This window comes from Burkholderia sp. DN3021 (assembly GCF_049805555.1).
GTDB classification, from domain to species: Bacteria; Pseudomonadota; Gammaproteobacteria; order Burkholderiales; family Burkholderiaceae; genus Burkholderia; species Burkholderia pyrrocinia_C.
Genome location: NZ_JBNCAB010000056.1, coordinates 1 through 14,813 on the forward strand (window position 1 = coordinate 1; position 14,813 = coordinate 14,813).

14 protein-coding genes are annotated in these 14,813 nt (G+C 70.7%); 5 read left to right on the plus strand and 9 right to left on the minus strand.

The window, feature by feature from the left end:
* Positions 1 to 146: 146 nt before the first annotated feature.
* On the minus strand, positions 147 to 1,073 hold the full coding sequence (locus tag ACPUER_RS24465) for a sugar ABC transporter substrate-binding protein (protein WP_175961624.1): 927 nt from the start codon (positions 1,071 to 1,073) through the stop codon (positions 147 to 149).
* A gap of 306 nt (positions 1,074 to 1,379) precedes the next feature.
* On the opposite strand from ACPUER_RS24465, the gene ACPUER_RS24470 reads away from it, so the two are divergent.
* From ACPUER_RS24470 to ACPUER_RS24490, 5 genes are all read left to right on the plus strand, one after another.
* Positions 1,380 to 3,335: a bifunctional 5-dehydro-2-deoxygluconokinase/5-dehydro-2-deoxyphosphogluconate aldolase gene (locus ACPUER_RS24470; RefSeq protein ID WP_175961625.1), complete on the plus strand. Its 1,956-nt coding sequence runs from the start codon at positions 1,380 to 1,382 to the stop codon at positions 3,333 to 3,335.
* A 47-nt stretch (positions 3,336 to 3,382) separates the two neighbouring features.
* The gene (gene iolD / locus ACPUER_RS24475; protein WP_425132354.1) at positions 3,383 to 5,266 is read left to right on the plus strand and encodes a 3D-(3,5/4)-trihydroxycyclohexane-1,2-dione acylhydrolase (decyclizing); all 1,884 of its coding nucleotides are present in this window, start codon (positions 3,383 to 3,385) and stop codon (positions 5,264 to 5,266) included.
* 61 nt (positions 5,267 to 5,327) lie between these two features.
* Positions 5,328 to 6,257, plus strand: a complete 930-nt coding sequence (gene iolE, locus ACPUER_RS24480; RefSeq protein ID WP_310134634.1) for a myo-inosose-2 dehydratase — start codon at positions 5,328 to 5,330, stop codon at positions 6,255 to 6,257.
* A gap of 52 nt (positions 6,258 to 6,309) precedes the next feature.
* Complete coding sequence (gene iolB, locus ACPUER_RS24485) at positions 6,310 to 7,128, plus strand: 5-deoxy-glucuronate isomerase (RefSeq protein WP_175961628.1); 819 nt, start codon at positions 6,310 to 6,312, stop codon at positions 7,126 to 7,128.
* A gap of 79 nt (positions 7,129 to 7,207) precedes the next feature.
* Positions 7,208 to 7,687, plus strand: coding sequence for a heme-degrading domain-containing protein (locus ACPUER_RS24490; RefSeq protein WP_310134637.1), 480 nt, complete (start codon positions 7,208 to 7,210; stop codon positions 7,685 to 7,687).
* Positions 7,688 to 7,748: 61 nt separating this feature from the next.
* Here the strand turns inward: ACPUER_RS24490 and ACPUER_RS24495 are convergent, their stop codons facing one another.
* The 8 genes from ACPUER_RS24495 to ACPUER_RS24530 form a co-directional block, all read right to left on the minus strand.
* Positions 7,749 to 8,495 carry an SDR family NAD(P)-dependent oxidoreductase gene (locus ACPUER_RS24495; RefSeq protein ID WP_175961630.1) on the minus strand — a complete coding sequence of 249 codons (747 nt, stop codon included), beginning with the start codon at positions 8,493 to 8,495 and terminating at the stop codon, positions 7,749 to 7,751.
* 161 nt (positions 8,496 to 8,656) lie between these two features.
* Positions 8,657 to 9,364 (minus strand): ABC transporter ATP-binding protein, encoded by a 708-nt coding sequence (locus ACPUER_RS24500; protein ID WP_175961631.1) that lies wholly within the window; start codon positions 9,362 to 9,364, stop codon positions 8,657 to 8,659.
* Positions 9,361 to 10,113: an ABC transporter ATP-binding protein gene (locus tag ACPUER_RS24505; protein ID WP_425132355.1), complete on the minus strand. Its 753-nt coding sequence runs from the start codon at positions 10,111 to 10,113 to the stop codon at positions 9,361 to 9,363. The genes ACPUER_RS24500 and ACPUER_RS24505 overlap by 4 nt, the downstream gene beginning before the upstream one ends.
* Positions 10,110 to 11,339, minus strand: coding sequence for a branched-chain amino acid ABC transporter permease (locus ACPUER_RS24510; RefSeq protein WP_425132356.1), 1,230 nt, complete (start codon positions 11,337 to 11,339; stop codon positions 10,110 to 10,112). Before ACPUER_RS24510 ends, ACPUER_RS24505 begins: the two co-directional genes overlap by 4 nt.
* Complete coding sequence (locus tag ACPUER_RS24515; protein ID WP_425132357.1) at positions 11,332 to 12,267, minus strand: branched-chain amino acid ABC transporter permease; 936 nt, start codon at positions 12,265 to 12,267, stop codon at positions 11,332 to 11,334. Before ACPUER_RS24515 ends, ACPUER_RS24510 begins: the two co-directional genes overlap by 8 nt.
* Positions 12,268 to 12,276: 9 nt before the next feature.
* Positions 12,277 to 12,714 carry an acyl-CoA thioesterase gene (locus ACPUER_RS24520; RefSeq protein WP_175961635.1) on the minus strand — a complete coding sequence of 146 codons (438 nt, stop codon included), beginning with the start codon at positions 12,712 to 12,714 and terminating at the stop codon, positions 12,277 to 12,279.
* 148 nt (positions 12,715 to 12,862) lie between these two features.
* Positions 12,863 to 13,399, minus strand: a complete 537-nt coding sequence (locus ACPUER_RS24525) for an NUDIX domain-containing protein (protein ID WP_072444388.1) — start codon at positions 13,397 to 13,399, stop codon at positions 12,863 to 12,865.
* Between the two features lie 122 nt (positions 13,400 to 13,521).
* Positions 13,522 to 14,775, minus strand: coding sequence for a YbfB/YjiJ family MFS transporter (locus ACPUER_RS24530; RefSeq protein ID WP_425132358.1), 1,254 nt, complete (start codon positions 14,773 to 14,775; stop codon positions 13,522 to 13,524).
* Between the last annotated feature and the right edge of the window lie 38 nt (positions 14,776 to 14,813).

Sequence of the window (14,813 nt, forward strand, 5' to 3'; positions counted from 1 at the left end):
ATGCGCCGGGCTATCCTCGGTTTTTAGGGGCGGGCGGTTCGACGCGGGCATGGGGGCGGGCTATCGTGGGTTAAAACTGGGAGTTACCGCGACATGGCGCGCGGGCCCGCCCAGGCCGGGCCCGCGCAGTTCAACGGAAAAGCCGGTCAGTGCTTGGCGTACTGGTTCATGTTCTCGGGCGTCACGAGCTCGAACGGCACGTTCACGAAGCGGTCGACGTTCTGCTTCTTCGCGAGCTTCAGCGCGGCGGCAACCGACTGCGCGCCCTGCCCGATCGCGTTCTGGTACACGGACACCTTCAGCTCGCCGCTCTTCATCGATGCGAGGCCGTCCGGCGTCGCGTCGATGCCGGCGACGACGGTCTTCGGCGTCCACTTGCGCGCGGCCTTCAGCGCGTTGATCGCGCCGATCGCCATCTCGTCGTTGTTCGACACGATCGCGTCGAACTTCGTCCCGGAGCTCAGCCAGTTCATCGTGATGTCCTGGCCCTGCGTGCGGCTCCACTTGCCTTCGCGCTTGTCGACGATCTTCATGCCCGAGCAGTCCTTCGTCGCGATCACGTCCTCGATGTCCTTGGTGCGGGCGCGCGCCGATTCGTTGGACAGCTCGCCCATCAGCACGAGGAGGTCGCCCTTGCCGCCGAGCAGCTTGCACACCTGGCGCGCCTGCAGCGTGCCCGACTGCTTCTCGTCGGACGCGACGACCGCGACGCCGGCCGGCAGCTTGTCGAAATCGACCGGCTTGCGGTTCACGTAGACGAGCGGGATCTTCGCCGCCGTCACCATCTTCGTGATCTTCGGCGTTGCGTCGGTGTCGACCGCGTTCACGATGATCGCGTCGACCTTCTGCGCGATCATGTTCTGAACCTGGCTCAACTGCTTGCCGACGTCGTTGCCGCCGTCCTCGATCTGCACCGTCGCACCGTCCTTCTTCGCTGCGTCGTTGATGCTGTTGCGCAGGATCGTCAGGAACGTGTCGTCGAACGACGCCATCGTCACGCCGATCTTCTCGGCGTGCGCGAGCGGCGCAGCCAGGATCGCGGCGGCCGCGACGGCCATCAGCTTGGTCTTCATGATCAATCTGTCTCCTCATCTCCGGGGGGCGGAAGACGGCGCGTTGCGCGCCGCCGGGCCGAGTCCGATACGGACTGAAGCATCCGGATGAAACTGTAGATCACTTCCTCGAAAATTTGGAAATTTATTTCTACGTGATTTCACCTAGGGAACTGGATTTCCAAAAAGTCTAGACTGCGTCCGTAGCCCGATTCCTTGCGGCAGGCAGCCTCGCGTCGTGCAGCGCACGTTGCGGACCGTCGCCGGAGGATCGGTCCCCTAAACTGCCGGCAACGCCGAACGCCGGCCGCGAGCGTGATACGTGATATGAGCCTGCTGAACTTTCCGAGTGACCGCCCCATCGATCTCGCCTGCCTCGGCCGCGTGGCCGTGGATCTCTATGCGCAGCAGTACGGCAGCCGCCTGGAGGACGCGCGCAGCTTCCAGATGTATCTCGGCGGCTCGTCGGGCAACGTCGCGTTCGGCGTGGCCCGGCTCGGGCTGAAGACCGCGATGATCTCGCGCGTCGGCGACGAGCAGATGGGCCGCTTCGTGCGCGAGACGCTCGAGCGCGAAGGCTGCGACACGAGCCAGCTGCAGACCGACCGCGAGCGCCTCACCGCGCTGGTGCTGCTCGGGCTGAAGGATCGCGACACGTTCCCGCTGCTGTTCGTGCGCGAGAACTGCGCGGACATGGCCGTGCGCGCCGACGAGATCCGCGAGGACTTCATCGCCGGCTGCCGCGCGCTCGCGATCACCGGCACGCATCTTTCGACGCCGGCCACGCGCGAAGCGTCGCTGACCGCGCTCGGCTACGCGCGCCGCCACGGCGTCGTGCGGATCCTCGATATCGACTACCGGCCCGTGCTGTGGGGGCTGACCGCGCGCGGCGCGGGCGAGAACCGCTACGTGCCCGACGCGCAGGTGACACGGCAGTTGCAGCAGGTGCTCGGCGAATTCGACCTGCTGGTCGGCACCGAAGAGGAATTCCTGATCGCGGGCGGCGTGCCGCACGACCTGATCGGTTCGTTGCAGGCGGTGCGCGGGATCACGAACGCCACGCTGGTCGTCAAGCGCGGCGCGCTCGGCTGCTGCGTGATCGAAGGCGACATCCCGGCGCGCATCGACGATGCGCCGACCTTCCTCGGCGAACGCGTCGAGGTGCTCAACGTGCTCGGCGCGGGCGATGCGTTCCTGTCGGGCCTGCTGTCGGGGCTGCTGCGCGGCCGCGACTGGGCCGAATCGACGCGCATCGCGAACGCATGCGGCGCGATCGTCGTGTCGCGCCATGCGTGCTCGGCCGCGATGCCGACGCCGGCCGAACTCGCGCACTGGTTCGACGGCAGCCGCAATCCCGTGGTCGACGCGGACCGCACGCTCGCGCACCTGCATCGCGTCACGGTGCCGCGCCGCGAATGGGACGACCTGTGCGTGATGGCGTTCGACCATCGCAGCCAGTTCTACGAACTCGCGGTGCAGGCCGGCGCGGACGAGGCGCGGATCAAGACGCTGAAGCGCCTGCTCGTGCGCGCGGCCGAACAGGTCGAGCGCGATCGTCATATCGAAGGCCATGTCGGCGTGCTGATCGACGGCGGCGCGTACGGCAGCGACGCGCTCGCGTCGGCCACCGGGCGCGGCTGGTGGGTCGGCCGCCCGGTCGAGCTGCCGGGTTCGCGGCCGCTGCGCTTCGACGAGACGCGCTCGGTCGGCTCGTCGCTCACGCACTGGCCGACCGAGCAGGTCGTGAAGTGCCTGGTCCACTATCACCCCGACGACGACGTCGACCTGCGCGTCGCGCAGGAGCAGCGCGTGCTCGAGCTGTGGGAAGCCACGCGCGCCAGCGGCAACGAGCTGCTGCTGGAAGTCATTCCGCCGCGCGCGGTCACGCCGGCCGGCACCGAGGACGATGCGGTGCTGCGTGCGGTCGCGCGCTTCTACAACCTCGGCGTGATGCCCGAATGGTGGAAGCTGTCGCCGCTGAGCGCCGACGGCTGGGCGCGGCTCGCTACGCTGATCGCCGAGCGCGACCCGCATTGCCGAGGCGCGGTGATCCTCGGGCTGAACCAACCGCTGCAATATCTCGTCGACAGCTTCCGCTCGGCGACCAACCCAATCGTCAAGGGCTTCATGGTCGGGCGCACGCTGTGGGCCGATGCGTCGCTGAACTGGCTCGCCGGCCGGATCGACGACCAGGCGCTGATCGACGAAGTCGCCGGCAACTTCGCGCAACTCGTGGACGCGTGGCTCGGCCGCCGGGGCGCCGCGCGCGCCGCCGCGGCCTGATGCGCGCGCCCGTCATGACCGATCCGATCCTTCTTCACCGACCGACGATGACCCCTACCGTGAGACTGACCGTCAGCCAGGCGCTCGTGCGCTACCTGGCCGCCCTGCGCGCCGAAGTCGTCCAGCCCGACGGCCGCACCGAGATCCTGCCGTACTGCGGCGGCGTGTTCGCCATCTTCGGCCACGGCAACGTGGCCGGGCTCGGCGAAGCGTTGCACGCCGAGAAAGACCGGCTGCCGACGTTCCGCGCGCACAACGAACAAGGGATGGCCAACGCGGCCGTCGCGTTCGCGAAAGCGAATTTCCGCCAGCGGATGATGGCCGCGACGTCGAGCATCGGCCCCGGCGCGACCAACATGCTGACGTCGGCCGCGCTCGCGCACGTCGGCCGGCTGCCGCTGCTGCTGCTGCCCGGCGACGTGTTCGTGTCGCGGCTGCCCGACCCGGTGCTGCAGCAGGTCGAGGATTTCGAACAGGGCGACGTCAGCGCGAACGACTGCTTCCGCCCCGTCACGCGCTACTTCGACCGGATCACGTCGCCCGAGCAACTGCTCGTCGCGCTGCCGCGCGCGATCCAGGTGATGACCGACCCCGCGCAGTGCGGCCCCGTCTGTCTCGCGCTGCCGCAGGACGTGCAGACCTTCGCGTACGACTGGCCCGAGGCGTTCTTCGCGCCGCCGGTGATCCGGATGCGCCGGCCGCCGGCCGACCCGCTCGAGCTCGCCGACGCGCTCGACGTGCTGAAGGCCGCGAAGAAGCCGCTGATCGTCGCCGGCGGCGGCGTGCTGTACAGCCAGGCATGGGACGCGCTGCGCGCGTTCGCCGACACGCACGGCGTGCCGGTCGCCGAATCGCAGGCCGGCAAGGGCAGCCTCGCGTGGGATCACCCGCTGAACCTCGGCTCGATCGGCGTGACGGGCTCGCCCGCCGCGAACCGCGCGGCCGCGCAGGCCGACGTCGTGCTCGCGGTCGGCACGCGGCTGCAGGACTTCACGACCGGCTCGCACGCGCTTTACGGCGACGCGACGCTGCTGAGCCTGAACGTGCAGCCGTTCGACGCGGGCAAGAAACGCGGCCGGCAGCTGGTCGCCGATGCGCGCACGGGCCTCGGCCAGTTGTCCGCCGCGCTGGCCGGCTGGCGCGCCGACGCGGCGTGGACGGCCGCCAACCGCGACCAGGCCGCCGCGTGGAACGCACGCGTGACCGAACTGACGACGCGCGTGCCGAAGGATACGCTGCCGTACGACGCGGACGTGATCGGCGCGGTGCGCGACTCCGCGGCCGACGCGGGGCGCGACAGCGCGCGCGGCGATCTCGTCGTGTGCGCGGCCGGCACGCTGCCGGCCGAGCTGCACAAGCTGTGGCGCAGCGGCGTGCCGGGCAACTACCACATGGACTATGCGTATTCGTGCATGGGCTACGAGGTCGCGGGCGGCCTCGGCGCGAAGCTCGCGCGGCCCGAACGCGAAGTGATCGTGATCGTCGGCGACGGCTCGTACATGATGCTCAACGCCGAGCTCGCCACTTCCGTGATGCTCGGCCGCAAGCTGATCGTCGTGATCCTCGACAACCGCGGCTACGGCTGCATCGAGCGGCTGCAGCTGAATTGCGGCGGCGCGAGCTTCAACAACATGCTCGACGACTGCGTGCCGGAAGGCGGCGCGCGCTCGACGATCGACTTCGCGATGCATGCGCGCGCGATGGGCGCCGACGCCGTGCACGTGCGCGACGTCGGCGAGCTGCGCGGCGAAATGAAGCGCGCGCGCGCGGCGAAGACGAGCCAGGTGCTCGTGATCGACACCACGCACAAGCGCACGACCGACGACGGCGGTGCGTGGTGGGAAGTCGCGGTGCCGCAGGTATCCGAGCGCGCCGGCGTCGAGCAGGCGCACCGCGCGTATCTCGACGCAAAGACCCGGCAGCGGCGCTGATGCCGCGCGCTGCCTGCCCACCCGCCCCGCGAAAAACACCTTCGAACCAAGGAAGCACCTCATGAGCTGGAACGTCCGCATCGGTATCAATCCCCTGTCGTGGATGAACGACGACCTGCCGTCGCTCGGCGGCGAGACGCCGCTCGAAACGGCGCTGAAGGAAGGCGCCGAAATCGGCTACGCGGGCTTCGAGCTCGGCAACAAGTTTCCGAAGACGGGCCCCGAGCTGAAGGCGAAGCTCGCCGAGTTCGGGCTCGTGTGCGTATCGGGCTGGTATTCGGGCTTCCTCGCGGAAGTCGAACCGGGCATGACCGACGCCGATGCGCTCGCCGCGGAAATCGAACGCTGCCGCGCGCACATGACGAAGCTGCAGTACAACGACGTGAAGGTCGTCGTCTACGGCGAATGCGCGGGCACGATCCAGGGCAGCATCGACACGCCGGTCGCGAAGCGGCCGCGCTTCGTCGACGACGCGGCATGGCAGCGCTACGCGGCGCGCCTCGACGCATTCGGCGCGCACCTGCTCGACACGTACGGAATCAAGCTCGCCTACCATCACCACATGGGCGCGTACGTCGAGTCGCCCGACGACGTCGACCGGCTGATGGCGCTGACCGATCCGGCGAAGGTGTTCCTGCTGTTCGACACCGGCCACGCATATTTCGGCGGCGCGGCCGACCCGGTGACGCTGCTGAAGAAGCACGTGTCGCGCGTGGTCCACGTGCATTGCAAGGACGTGCGGGCGCAGGTCGTCACGCAGGCGCGCAACGACGGCTGGAGCTTCCTGAACGGCGTGATCAACGGCACCTTCACGGTGCCCGGCGACGGTGCGCTCGACTACGAAGCGACGCTGCGCACGCTGAAGGACGCCGGTTACGAAGGCTGGCTCGTCGTCGAGGCCGAGCAGGATCCGGCCGTCGCGCCGAGCTACGCGTATGCGAAAAAGGGCTACGAGTCGCTGCGCGCGATCGTCGACCGGTTGAGCGCGTGAGCACGCAAGTGCCCGAACGCTTGAGCCCTACTCTATTGCGGAGCCCCACCCCATGACGATTTCTCCCCTGCTGGTCAAGGCATCCGCCGACCGCGAAATCTGCAACGTCACGCCCGAGTCGGCCGGCTGGAAGCATGTCGGTTTTCGCGCGCTGCGCCTGAAGGCCGGCGACACCGAAACGCTCGACACCGGCGCGCGCGAGCTGTGCGTCGTCGTGCTCACCGGCACGGTGCGCGCGGACGTCGACGGCGAAACCTACGATGCGCTCGGCAAGCGCGACAGCGTCTTCGAGGACGTGTCGCCGGACGCGCTGTACGTGCCGGGCGGCAAGACCGTCACGCTGGTCGCGACGCGCGATGCGGAAATCGCGCTGTGCACCGCGCCATACGCGAGCGGCGACAAGCCGGTGCGGCGCCTCGACGGCGAACGGATGCGCCGCTCGGTGCGCGGGCAAGGCACCAACACGCGCTATGTGTGCGACATCCTGATGGGCGACAACCCGGCGGCCGACCGGCTGCTGGTGGTCGAGGTCGTCACGCCGGCCAGCCATTCGAGCAGCTATCCGCCGCACAAGCACGACCGCGACGCGGCACCCGACGAGACCTCGCTCGAAGAAACCTACTACCACCGGATCGACCCGCCGCAGGGTTTCGCGTTCCAGCGCGTGTACACGGACGACCGCAGCCTCGACGAAGCATGCGCGGTCGAGAACCACGACGTCGTGATGGTGCCGCGCGGCTACCACCCGGTCGTCGCGCCGCACGGCTACAACCTGTACTACCTGAACGTGATGGCCGGGCCGAGCCGCGCGTGGGCATTCAAGAACGACCCCGCGCACGAGTGGATGCTCGACGCGGCGCCGAAGCGCTGAACGAACCACGGGCAAGCGCGCGGCACGTGACGAGGCGACGCCGGCGCGCGAACACGACTTGCGACGATACGGAGCCGCCATGGTGACGACCTTCCTGCGCATCGATCACGCCGCGCCGCACACGGCGCTGCCGCGCTTCAATGCCGACGTCGCGCGCCGGCTCGGGGAAATCGCGGTCAATATCGCGTCGCGCCGCGGGCTGCCGATCGCGGTCGGCATCGTCGGCGAAGCGGCACCGCTGTTCTACTGCGCGCTCGACGGCAGCCGTGCGGAAGACAGCGACGCGATCCGCCGCCGGCAGAACACGGTGCTCCGTTTCGGCCTGAGTTCGCTCGAGGTCGGCGAGCAGTTTCGCCGCGCCGGCTGGTCGCTGCGGTCGCAGGGCCTGTCGGACGAAGACTATGCACTCGACGGCGGCGGCGTGCCGTTGCGAGTCGCCGGCGCCGGCCTCGTCGGTGCGATGACGATCGCGGGGCTCGACTCCGAGCGCAATCACGCGCTCGTCGTCGAGAGCCTGCGCTGGCACGTCGGCGCGAACGCGCTGGCGATGATCGCTTGACGACGTAATCGGCACCATCGACACACGTGCGCCGATGGTGCCGATTTGCCGTATCGCGGGATCAGTTCAACCCGCCGCTCACGACGAGGTGTTCGCCGGTCATCCAGCGCGCATCGTCCGACGCGAGGAACACGGCGACCGACGCGATGTCGTTCGGCTCGCCGAGGCGGCCGAGCGGCGTCTGGCCAAGCACCTGCGCTTCGAGATCGGAACCGATGATGCCCGCGCTGTGCGTGCCCTCGGTCACGATCATGCCCGGGTTGATCGCGTTCACGCGGATCTTGCGCGGGCCGAGCTCGAGCGCGAGCACGCCGGTGATCGCGTCGACCGCGCCCTTGGTGCCGCTGTAGACGGCGCTGGCGGGCGGCGTGATGCTGGTCACCACCGAGCTGATGTTGATGATGCTTGCGCCTTCGCCGAGATGCTTGACGGCCGCCTGCGTCGTCAGCAGCACGCCGAACACGTTCGTATCGAACTGCCGGCGGTAATGTTCTTCGGTGATCGCTTCGATCGGCGCGAATTCGTACACGCCGGAATTGTTGACGAGCACGTCGAGACGGCCGTACGTGTCGATTGCCGTATCGACGATGCGCTGCGCGTCGGCTGCCTTCGACACGTCGCCGCCGACCGCGACCGCGCGGCCGCCGGCTTCGACGATCGCGCTCACCACCGCGTCGGCGCCCGCCTTACTGCTCGCGTAATTGACGACGACCGACGCGCCTTCTGCGGCCAGCGCCCTCGCGATCGCGGCGCCGATGCCCTTCGAACCGCCCGTGACGATCGCTACCTTGCCTGTCAGCTTGCTCATGATTTCATTCCTCAGTCAGATGACTATCGATGGATGGCGCCGGTTGCCGCATCGATGCGGCGGCCCGGCATGAGTAGCAATTTAAGGCGCCGCGCGGCGGCGATAAAGCGGCTCGACGCGAATTGTCTGGCGGGGCCAGCCGAACAATCGGTTCGGCGCCGTCAGCCGGCGCTCAGCCACGCGTTGGCGATGTCTGCGCCCAGGCCGTCGAGCGCGCCGTCGTAGACGATCCGTCCGCGCCCCATTACCGCGACGCGCGTCGTCAACCTCGGCGCAAGCTGCAATCGCTGTTCGATCAGCACGATCGCGACGCCGTCGGCCTGCAGTGCGGCGAGGCACGCGCCGACTTCGTCGACCGCGAGCGGCGCGAGCCCTTCGGCCGGTTCGTCGACGATCAGCACGCGCGGGCTGCCGGCGAGCGCACGCACCAGCGCGAGCACCTGCTGCTCGCCGCCCGACAGCCGACCTGCCTTCACGTCCGCGCGCGCGGCCAGCAGCGGAAAACGGTCGAACAGGCGTTCGAGCGCCGCGCGTTCGGCCGCGCCACGCGTGCCGCGCAACCCCAGCTTCAGGTTGTCGCGCACCGTCAGCAGCGGAAACACATCGCGGCTTTCGGCAACGTAAGCGACACCGCGCCGCGCGATCTCGAACGTGCGCGCGCCCGCGCATTCGGCGCCGGCGATGCGCACCGAGCCGGCCGTGCGCACGAGCCCCATCACGGCCTTCGCGAGCGTCGAGCGCCCCGAGCCGTTGCGGCCGAGCAGCGCGAGCGTCTCGCCCGGCGCGAGCGCGAGATCGACGCCGTCGAGCACGGGCTGCATCCCGTACCACGCGCGCAGGTCGCGAATGTCGAGCAGTGCGCTCGTCATACGCTGCCCTCGCCGAGATACGCGGCGCGCACCGCCGGATCGGCGCGGATCGCATCGGGCTCGCCGGTCGCGACCACCGTGCCGCGCACGAGTACCGTGATGCGTTCGGCGAAGCCGAACACCGCATCCATGTCGTGCTCGATCATCAGCACCGTGCGGCCCTGCGTCGTCGCGCGGATCAGCGCGATCATCCGCGCCGCCTGCGTGCGGCTCATGCCGGCCGTCGGCTCGTCGAGCAGCAGCGTGCGCGCGCCGCTCGCGAGCGCGATGCCGAGATCGAGCGCGCGCTGCTCCGCATAGCTCAGCTCGGCGGCCAGCGTGTCGCGCCGCGCGTCGAGACCGATGTCGTGCAGCACGCGCGCGGCCGCGAGATCGACCGACGCCGATTCGCGCAGCCGGTTCCACCAGCGCCGCCGCTCGGCCGGCGCGTGCAGCGCCGCGCAGCGCAGGTTGTCGAACACGGTCAGCCGCGCGAACGCGCTCGTCTGCTGGAAACTGCGGCCGATGCCGAGGCGGCTCGCGACGACCGGCCCGCGCCCGCGCAGCTCGACGCCGTGCAGCACGACGCGCCCGCGGGTCGGCCGCGTCGCGCCCGCGATCACGCCGAACAGCGTCGACTTGCCTGCGCCGTTCGGCCCGATCAGCGCATGGCGCTCGCCGGCCGCGATGCTCAGCTCGACGCCGTCGAGCACGGTCTGCGCGCCGAAACGCTGCGTGACGCCATGCAGCGCGATCGCGTTGCCGTTCATCGCCCGCCCTCCCGCTTGCCGACCCGCGTGCCCTGCACGAGCCGCGCACGCCAGCCCCACAGCAGCGTGCCGATGCCGGCCGCCGAGCACGCAACGGCCCAGCCGGCCGGCGTATCGGCGTCGATGCCCCAGGCGCCGAACGCGAAGCCCGTGCCGTCGTCCTGCGCGAAGCGCCACGCATAACCGAGTTCGGCCGCGCAGACGATCGCAACGCCCCAGAACACGCACGCGCCGACGCCGCACAGCATGCGCCACCGCTCGGCCGCCGGCGCGCCGCGGCGCAACGTATGCGCGAGCGCTTGCGCGATGCCCGCGATCCCGCGCGGCGCAGCCACGACGATCACGACGAACAAGACGCCGAGATACAGCGCCCACGCACGCGACACGCCCGCGACGACGATGCTCAGCGCGGTCAGCATGGCCGCGCCGGCCGGCGGCCCGAAGAACGCGCCGGTGCCGCCGATCACCGCGGCGATCAGCACGGTCGCCGAGCGCGCCATCGACACGCTGTCGGGCGTCGCTATTTCGACGTCGATCAACGTCAGCGTGCCGGCGATGCCTGCGAAGAACGACGCGCAAGTGACCATCGCGAGCCGCACGCGGCGCGGATCGGTGCCGAGCGCGGCAACGCGTTCCGGGTTGTCGCGCACCGCGTTCGCGAGCCGCGCGAGCGGCGTGCGCGTCAGCGCATGCATGGCCCACGCCGACACGACGCACCATGCGGCGATCACCGCGTATGCCTGCACCGGCGCGCCGAAATGCCAGCCGCCCCACGGCGTGCCGCTCGCGCGATCGATCGGCACGCCGCCGATGCCGCCGAACCACGCGGGCACGCTCCACGCGGCGGCCGCGACGCATTCGCCGAGCCCGAGCGTGATCATCGCGAACGCAGTGCCTGAACGGCGCGTCGCGAGCAGACCGGCGACGAAGCCGAAGCCCGCGCCGGCCATGCCGCCGACGAGCGGCAGCAACGGCAGCGGCCCGCCGAAGCGGTTGAACCAGTGCGCGGCCGCGAATGCGCCGAGGCCCGCGAACGCCGCATGCCCGAACGACAGCAGCCCGGTCGTGCCGAGCTGCAGGTTGTACGACAGCGCGAGCACGACGAGCGCGGCCGTCTGCGCGAGATAGCCGAGCACTGCGCCGTGCGGCCACAGCCACGCGGGCAGCGCGACGCACGCGGCGAACAGCGGCCAGCGCGCAAGGCCGGCGAGCGCGTGGCTACGCATCGGCGCGCTCGCCGAACAGCCCGCGCGGCCGTGCGACCAGCACCGCGACGAGCAGCAGGTACGGCACCAGCGGCGCCAGCTGCGCGATCGACACCGTGGCCACGCTGTCGGGCAGCGCGACGCCGGCCCATTGCGCGAGATCGCGCAACGACGTGTCGCTCGCGGCCGCGAAGGTCTGCGCGAAACCGACCGCGAGCGACGCGGCGAACGCGCCGCCGAGCGAACCGAGCCCGCCGATCACGACGACCGCGAACACGACCGACCCGACGGTCTCGGCCAGCGCGGGTTCGATCACCGCGAGCGGCGCGCCGATCACGCCGGCCAGCGCCGCGAGCGCGGTGCCCGCGCCGAACAGCGCCGTCATCACGCGCGGCACGTCGTAGCCGAGCGCCTCGACGGCCGCGCGATGCGTGAGCGCCGCGCGCACGATGAGCCCGATGCGCGACACGCGCAGCAGCGCGCCGAGCGCGACCAGCATCGCCGTCGACATCCCCATCATGAACAACCGGTAGCGCGGCAGCGCGAGGCCGAATACGGTCACGGGTGCGCCGTCGAACAGCGTCGGCACGGGCGCCGGCAGCGGCGCGAGCCCCCACAGCAGTTTCGCGCCCTCGCCGATCAAGTACGCGAGGCCGAAGGTCAGCAGCAGCTCGCTCGTATGGCCGCGCGCCTGCACGCGGCGCAGCAGAGCGCGTTCGCAGCCGGCGCCGAGCAGCCCGACCGCGAGCGGCGCGAGCACGAGCGCGGGCCAGAAGCCCGCGCGCGCCGCGATGCTGTAGCCGAGATACGCGCCGAGCATGTAGAAGCTCGCATGCGCGAAGTTCAGCACGCCCTGCACGCTGAAGATCAGCGTGAGACCCGCCGACAGCATGAACAGCAGCAAACCGTAGCTGAGGCCGTTGAAGGCCTGGAGCGCGACCGCGTGCACCGCGAACCGTCAGGCCGCGAGCGGGTCGAGCGCGGCGCGCAGCGCGTCGGGCAGCGGCACCGGGCGACGCGTGCCGCGATCGACGTACACGTGCACGAAATGCCCCTGCGCGGCGGGCGATGCGTCGCCTTGCGCAAACAGCCCGACCTCGTAGCGCACGCTCGACGTGCCGAGCCTCGCGACGCGCAGCCCCGCGTCGACCGACTGCGGAAACACGAGCGGCGCGAAGTAGTTGCACTGCGTCTCGACGACGAGCCCGATCGTCTGCCCGTGCTCGACGTCGAGCACGCCCGTGCGGATCAGGTACTCGTTCACGACGGTGTCGAAGTAGCTGTAGTAGACGACGTTGTTCACGTGCCCGTAGACGTCGTTGTCCATCCAGCGGGTCGTGATCGGCAGGAAGTGGCGGTAGGCGTCGCGGGAACGCGGCTGCGGCTTGTCGGACATGGCGATGGCGGTCAGGACGATGGGGACGATGGGGACGATGAAGACGAAGCGCGGCGGCCGGGTGGCACGGCGCGCCGGCAACAGGCGAAGCGCCGCGTCGCGGTCGCGCGCGGCACGGCGGATGAAACCCTGCGGACGGGCCGGCCCGTCACTGCCCCGGCCGGTCGACGAATTCGAAATCGAGGCCGCGCGCGCGCATCCAGTCGGCGAGCGCGACGCCCGTGCCGGCGCGCCACGGGCGCAGCAGCGGCGGCTCGACGAGCCGGTATTCGAGCAGTTCGGGCGACAGCGCGACCGTGCCCGACGCGCGCACGTGGTACGCGATGATCAGTTCGTTCTTGCGGATGAATTCGTAGACGCCGACGAGCGACACGTGCTCGGCCTTCAGCGCCGTTTCCTCGAACACCTCGCGCGCGATGCCGTCCTCGGGCGTTTCGCCGTTTTCGAGGAAACCGGTGATCAGCGCGAACATCCCTTCGGGCCAGGCCGCATTGCGCGCGAGCAGGATCTTGCCGTCGAGCTCGACGATCGCGGCGACGACGGGCAGCGGATTGTTCCAGTGGACATAGCCGCAGGTATCGTCGGGGCACGCCTGGCGGACGCGGCCGCCCTCATGTTCGGGATCGGCGCGCTCGGTCAGCGGGCTCGCGCAGCGCGGGCAAAAGCGGTAATCGGCGGTGGTCATCGATGGGGATCTGGCGGACGCCCGGCGGCCGCCTGCCGGCCGCCCGCGCACCCGCTCGGCGCGGGAAAGGCTTCCATTCTAGCGAGTTTGCGCGCGCCGCAGACGATCCGGCCCCGCCGGCGTCAGCGTCGCAGGCGGCCCTTTGCCGCGATCGCCGCGAAGCCGGCGGCACCCACGAGCAGAGCGGCCACCGCGACCCACAGCGCGGGGGAAAACGACCCGAAGCGCGCGGCAAGCGGCGCCGCGACGAGCGGCCCGATAATCTGCCCGACCCCGTACGACGCGGTCGCATAGCCCATCAGCCCGGCCGCGCGCTCGCCGTGCAGGCGCCGCGCCTCGCGCATCGCGAACAGCGTGATCGCGGTGAACGGCAGCCCGAGCAGCGCGCTGCCGACCGAGAAGCCGAGCGCGTTCGGCCACACGATCCCGGCCGCGATGCCGAGCGCCTGTGTCGCGCAGCCGGCCGCCAGCAGCAGTCGGTTGTCCCAGTGCCCGGGCAGCCGCGCGGCGGCGATCGCGCCGACGATCAGCGCCGCGCCGAACATCGGCCAGAACAGGTCGGGCCACGGCGAACCGGCCGGCAGCACGGCGCTTGCGATCACGGGCAGGAACGTCGCGGTGATGATGTAGCCGAAGCCCGGCGTCCCGTACAGCACGACGAGCCACGCCGCATCGGCTCGATGGCGGCGCGCGTCGGCCGGCGCCGCGGAGGCCGCCGAGGCCGCGGAGGCCGCGTGCGGCGTGGTGCCGGCCGGCGGCACGGCTTGCGCCGGCGCGACCGCAAAGGTGCGCCAGATCGCGACCGACAGCACGGCCGACAGCGCCGCGAAGCCGAGCCAGCCCGACGCTGCTGGCCGGCCGACCAGCGCGCTGCCGATCAGCCCCGTCAGCACGATGCCGACGCCGGGCCCCGCGTAGATCACTCCGCTCCACTCGGGCGCGTGCAGTTCGGCCAGGCGCCGCAGCCCCCATTGCGATACGAACACGAACGTCCACGCGCTGACGACGCCCGCGACGAAGCGCACCGCGAGCCACACGGGCAGCAGGTGGCCGATGCCCATCGCGGCGGTGAGCAGCACGGTGGCCGCGAGCCCGAAGCGGACCATCCGCGCGGGCGCGACGCGCAGCGCCGCGCAACTGACCGCGCCTGCGAAGTAACCCGCATAGTTCGCCGATGCGAGCCAGCCGCCGGCCTTCAGGCCGATCGAGCCGTCCGCGAGCATCAGCGGCAGCAGCGGCGTGAACGCGAAACGGCCGACGCCGAGCACGACGGCGAGGCCGACCATGCAGGCCAGCGCAGCCGCGCGGGCGCGTCGGTCGGCCTGATCGGACGGAAGCGCGCCGGCGGCGGCGGTCGGGGCATCGGAGCGGGACATGGCGGCAAGGGCCGGAGCACGACGCGCCGGCCGGATCG

What these genes read in the sequence shown, in the direction of transcription:
- iolE (WP_310134634.1), top strand. Translation starts at nt 5,328, where the DNA reads ATGAGCTGGAACGTCCGCATCGGTATCAATCCCCTGTCGTGGATGAAC.
- ACPUER_RS24500 (WP_175961631.1), bottom strand. Translation starts at nt 9,364, where the DNA reads ATGACGAGCGCACTGCTCGACATTCGCGACCTGCGCGCGTGGTACGGG.
- ACPUER_RS24505 (WP_425132355.1), bottom strand. Translation starts at nt 10,113, where the DNA reads ATGAACGGCAACGCGATCGCGCTGCATGGCGTCACGCAGCGTTTCGGC.
- ACPUER_RS24495 (WP_175961630.1), bottom strand. Translation starts at nt 8,495, where the DNA reads ATGAGCAAGCTGACAGGCAAGGTAGCGATCGTCACGGGCGGTTCGAAG.
- ACPUER_RS24470 (WP_175961625.1), top strand. Translation starts at nt 1,380, where the DNA reads ATGAGCCTGCTGAACTTTCCGAGTGACCGCCCCATCGATCTCGCCTGC.
- ACPUER_RS24465 (WP_175961624.1), bottom strand. Translation starts at nt 1,073, where the DNA reads ATGAAGACCAAGCTGATGGCCGTCGCGGCCGCCGCGATCCTGGCTGCG.
- ACPUER_RS24510 (WP_425132356.1), bottom strand. Translation starts at nt 11,339, where the DNA reads ATGCGTAGCCACGCGCTCGCCGGCCTTGCGCGCTGGCCGCTGTTCGCC.
- ACPUER_RS24520 (WP_175961635.1), bottom strand. Translation starts at nt 12,714, where the DNA reads ATGTCCGACAAGCCGCAGCCGCGTTCCCGCGACGCCTACCGCCACTTC.
- ACPUER_RS24530 (WP_425132358.1), bottom strand. Translation starts at nt 14,775, where the DNA reads ATGTCCCGCTCCGATGCCCCGACCGCCGCCGCCGGCGCGCTTCCGTCC.
- ACPUER_RS24525 (WP_072444388.1), bottom strand. Translation starts at nt 13,399, where the DNA reads ATGACCACCGCCGATTACCGCTTTTGCCCGCGCTGCGCGAGCCCGCTG.
- iolD (WP_425132354.1), top strand. Translation starts at nt 3,383, where the DNA reads ATGACCCCTACCGTGAGACTGACCGTCAGCCAGGCGCTCGTGCGCTAC.
- iolB (WP_175961628.1), top strand. Translation starts at nt 6,310, where the DNA reads ATGACGATTTCTCCCCTGCTGGTCAAGGCATCCGCCGACCGCGAAATC.
- ACPUER_RS24490 (WP_310134637.1), top strand. Translation starts at nt 7,208, where the DNA reads ATGGTGACGACCTTCCTGCGCATCGATCACGCCGCGCCGCACACGGCG.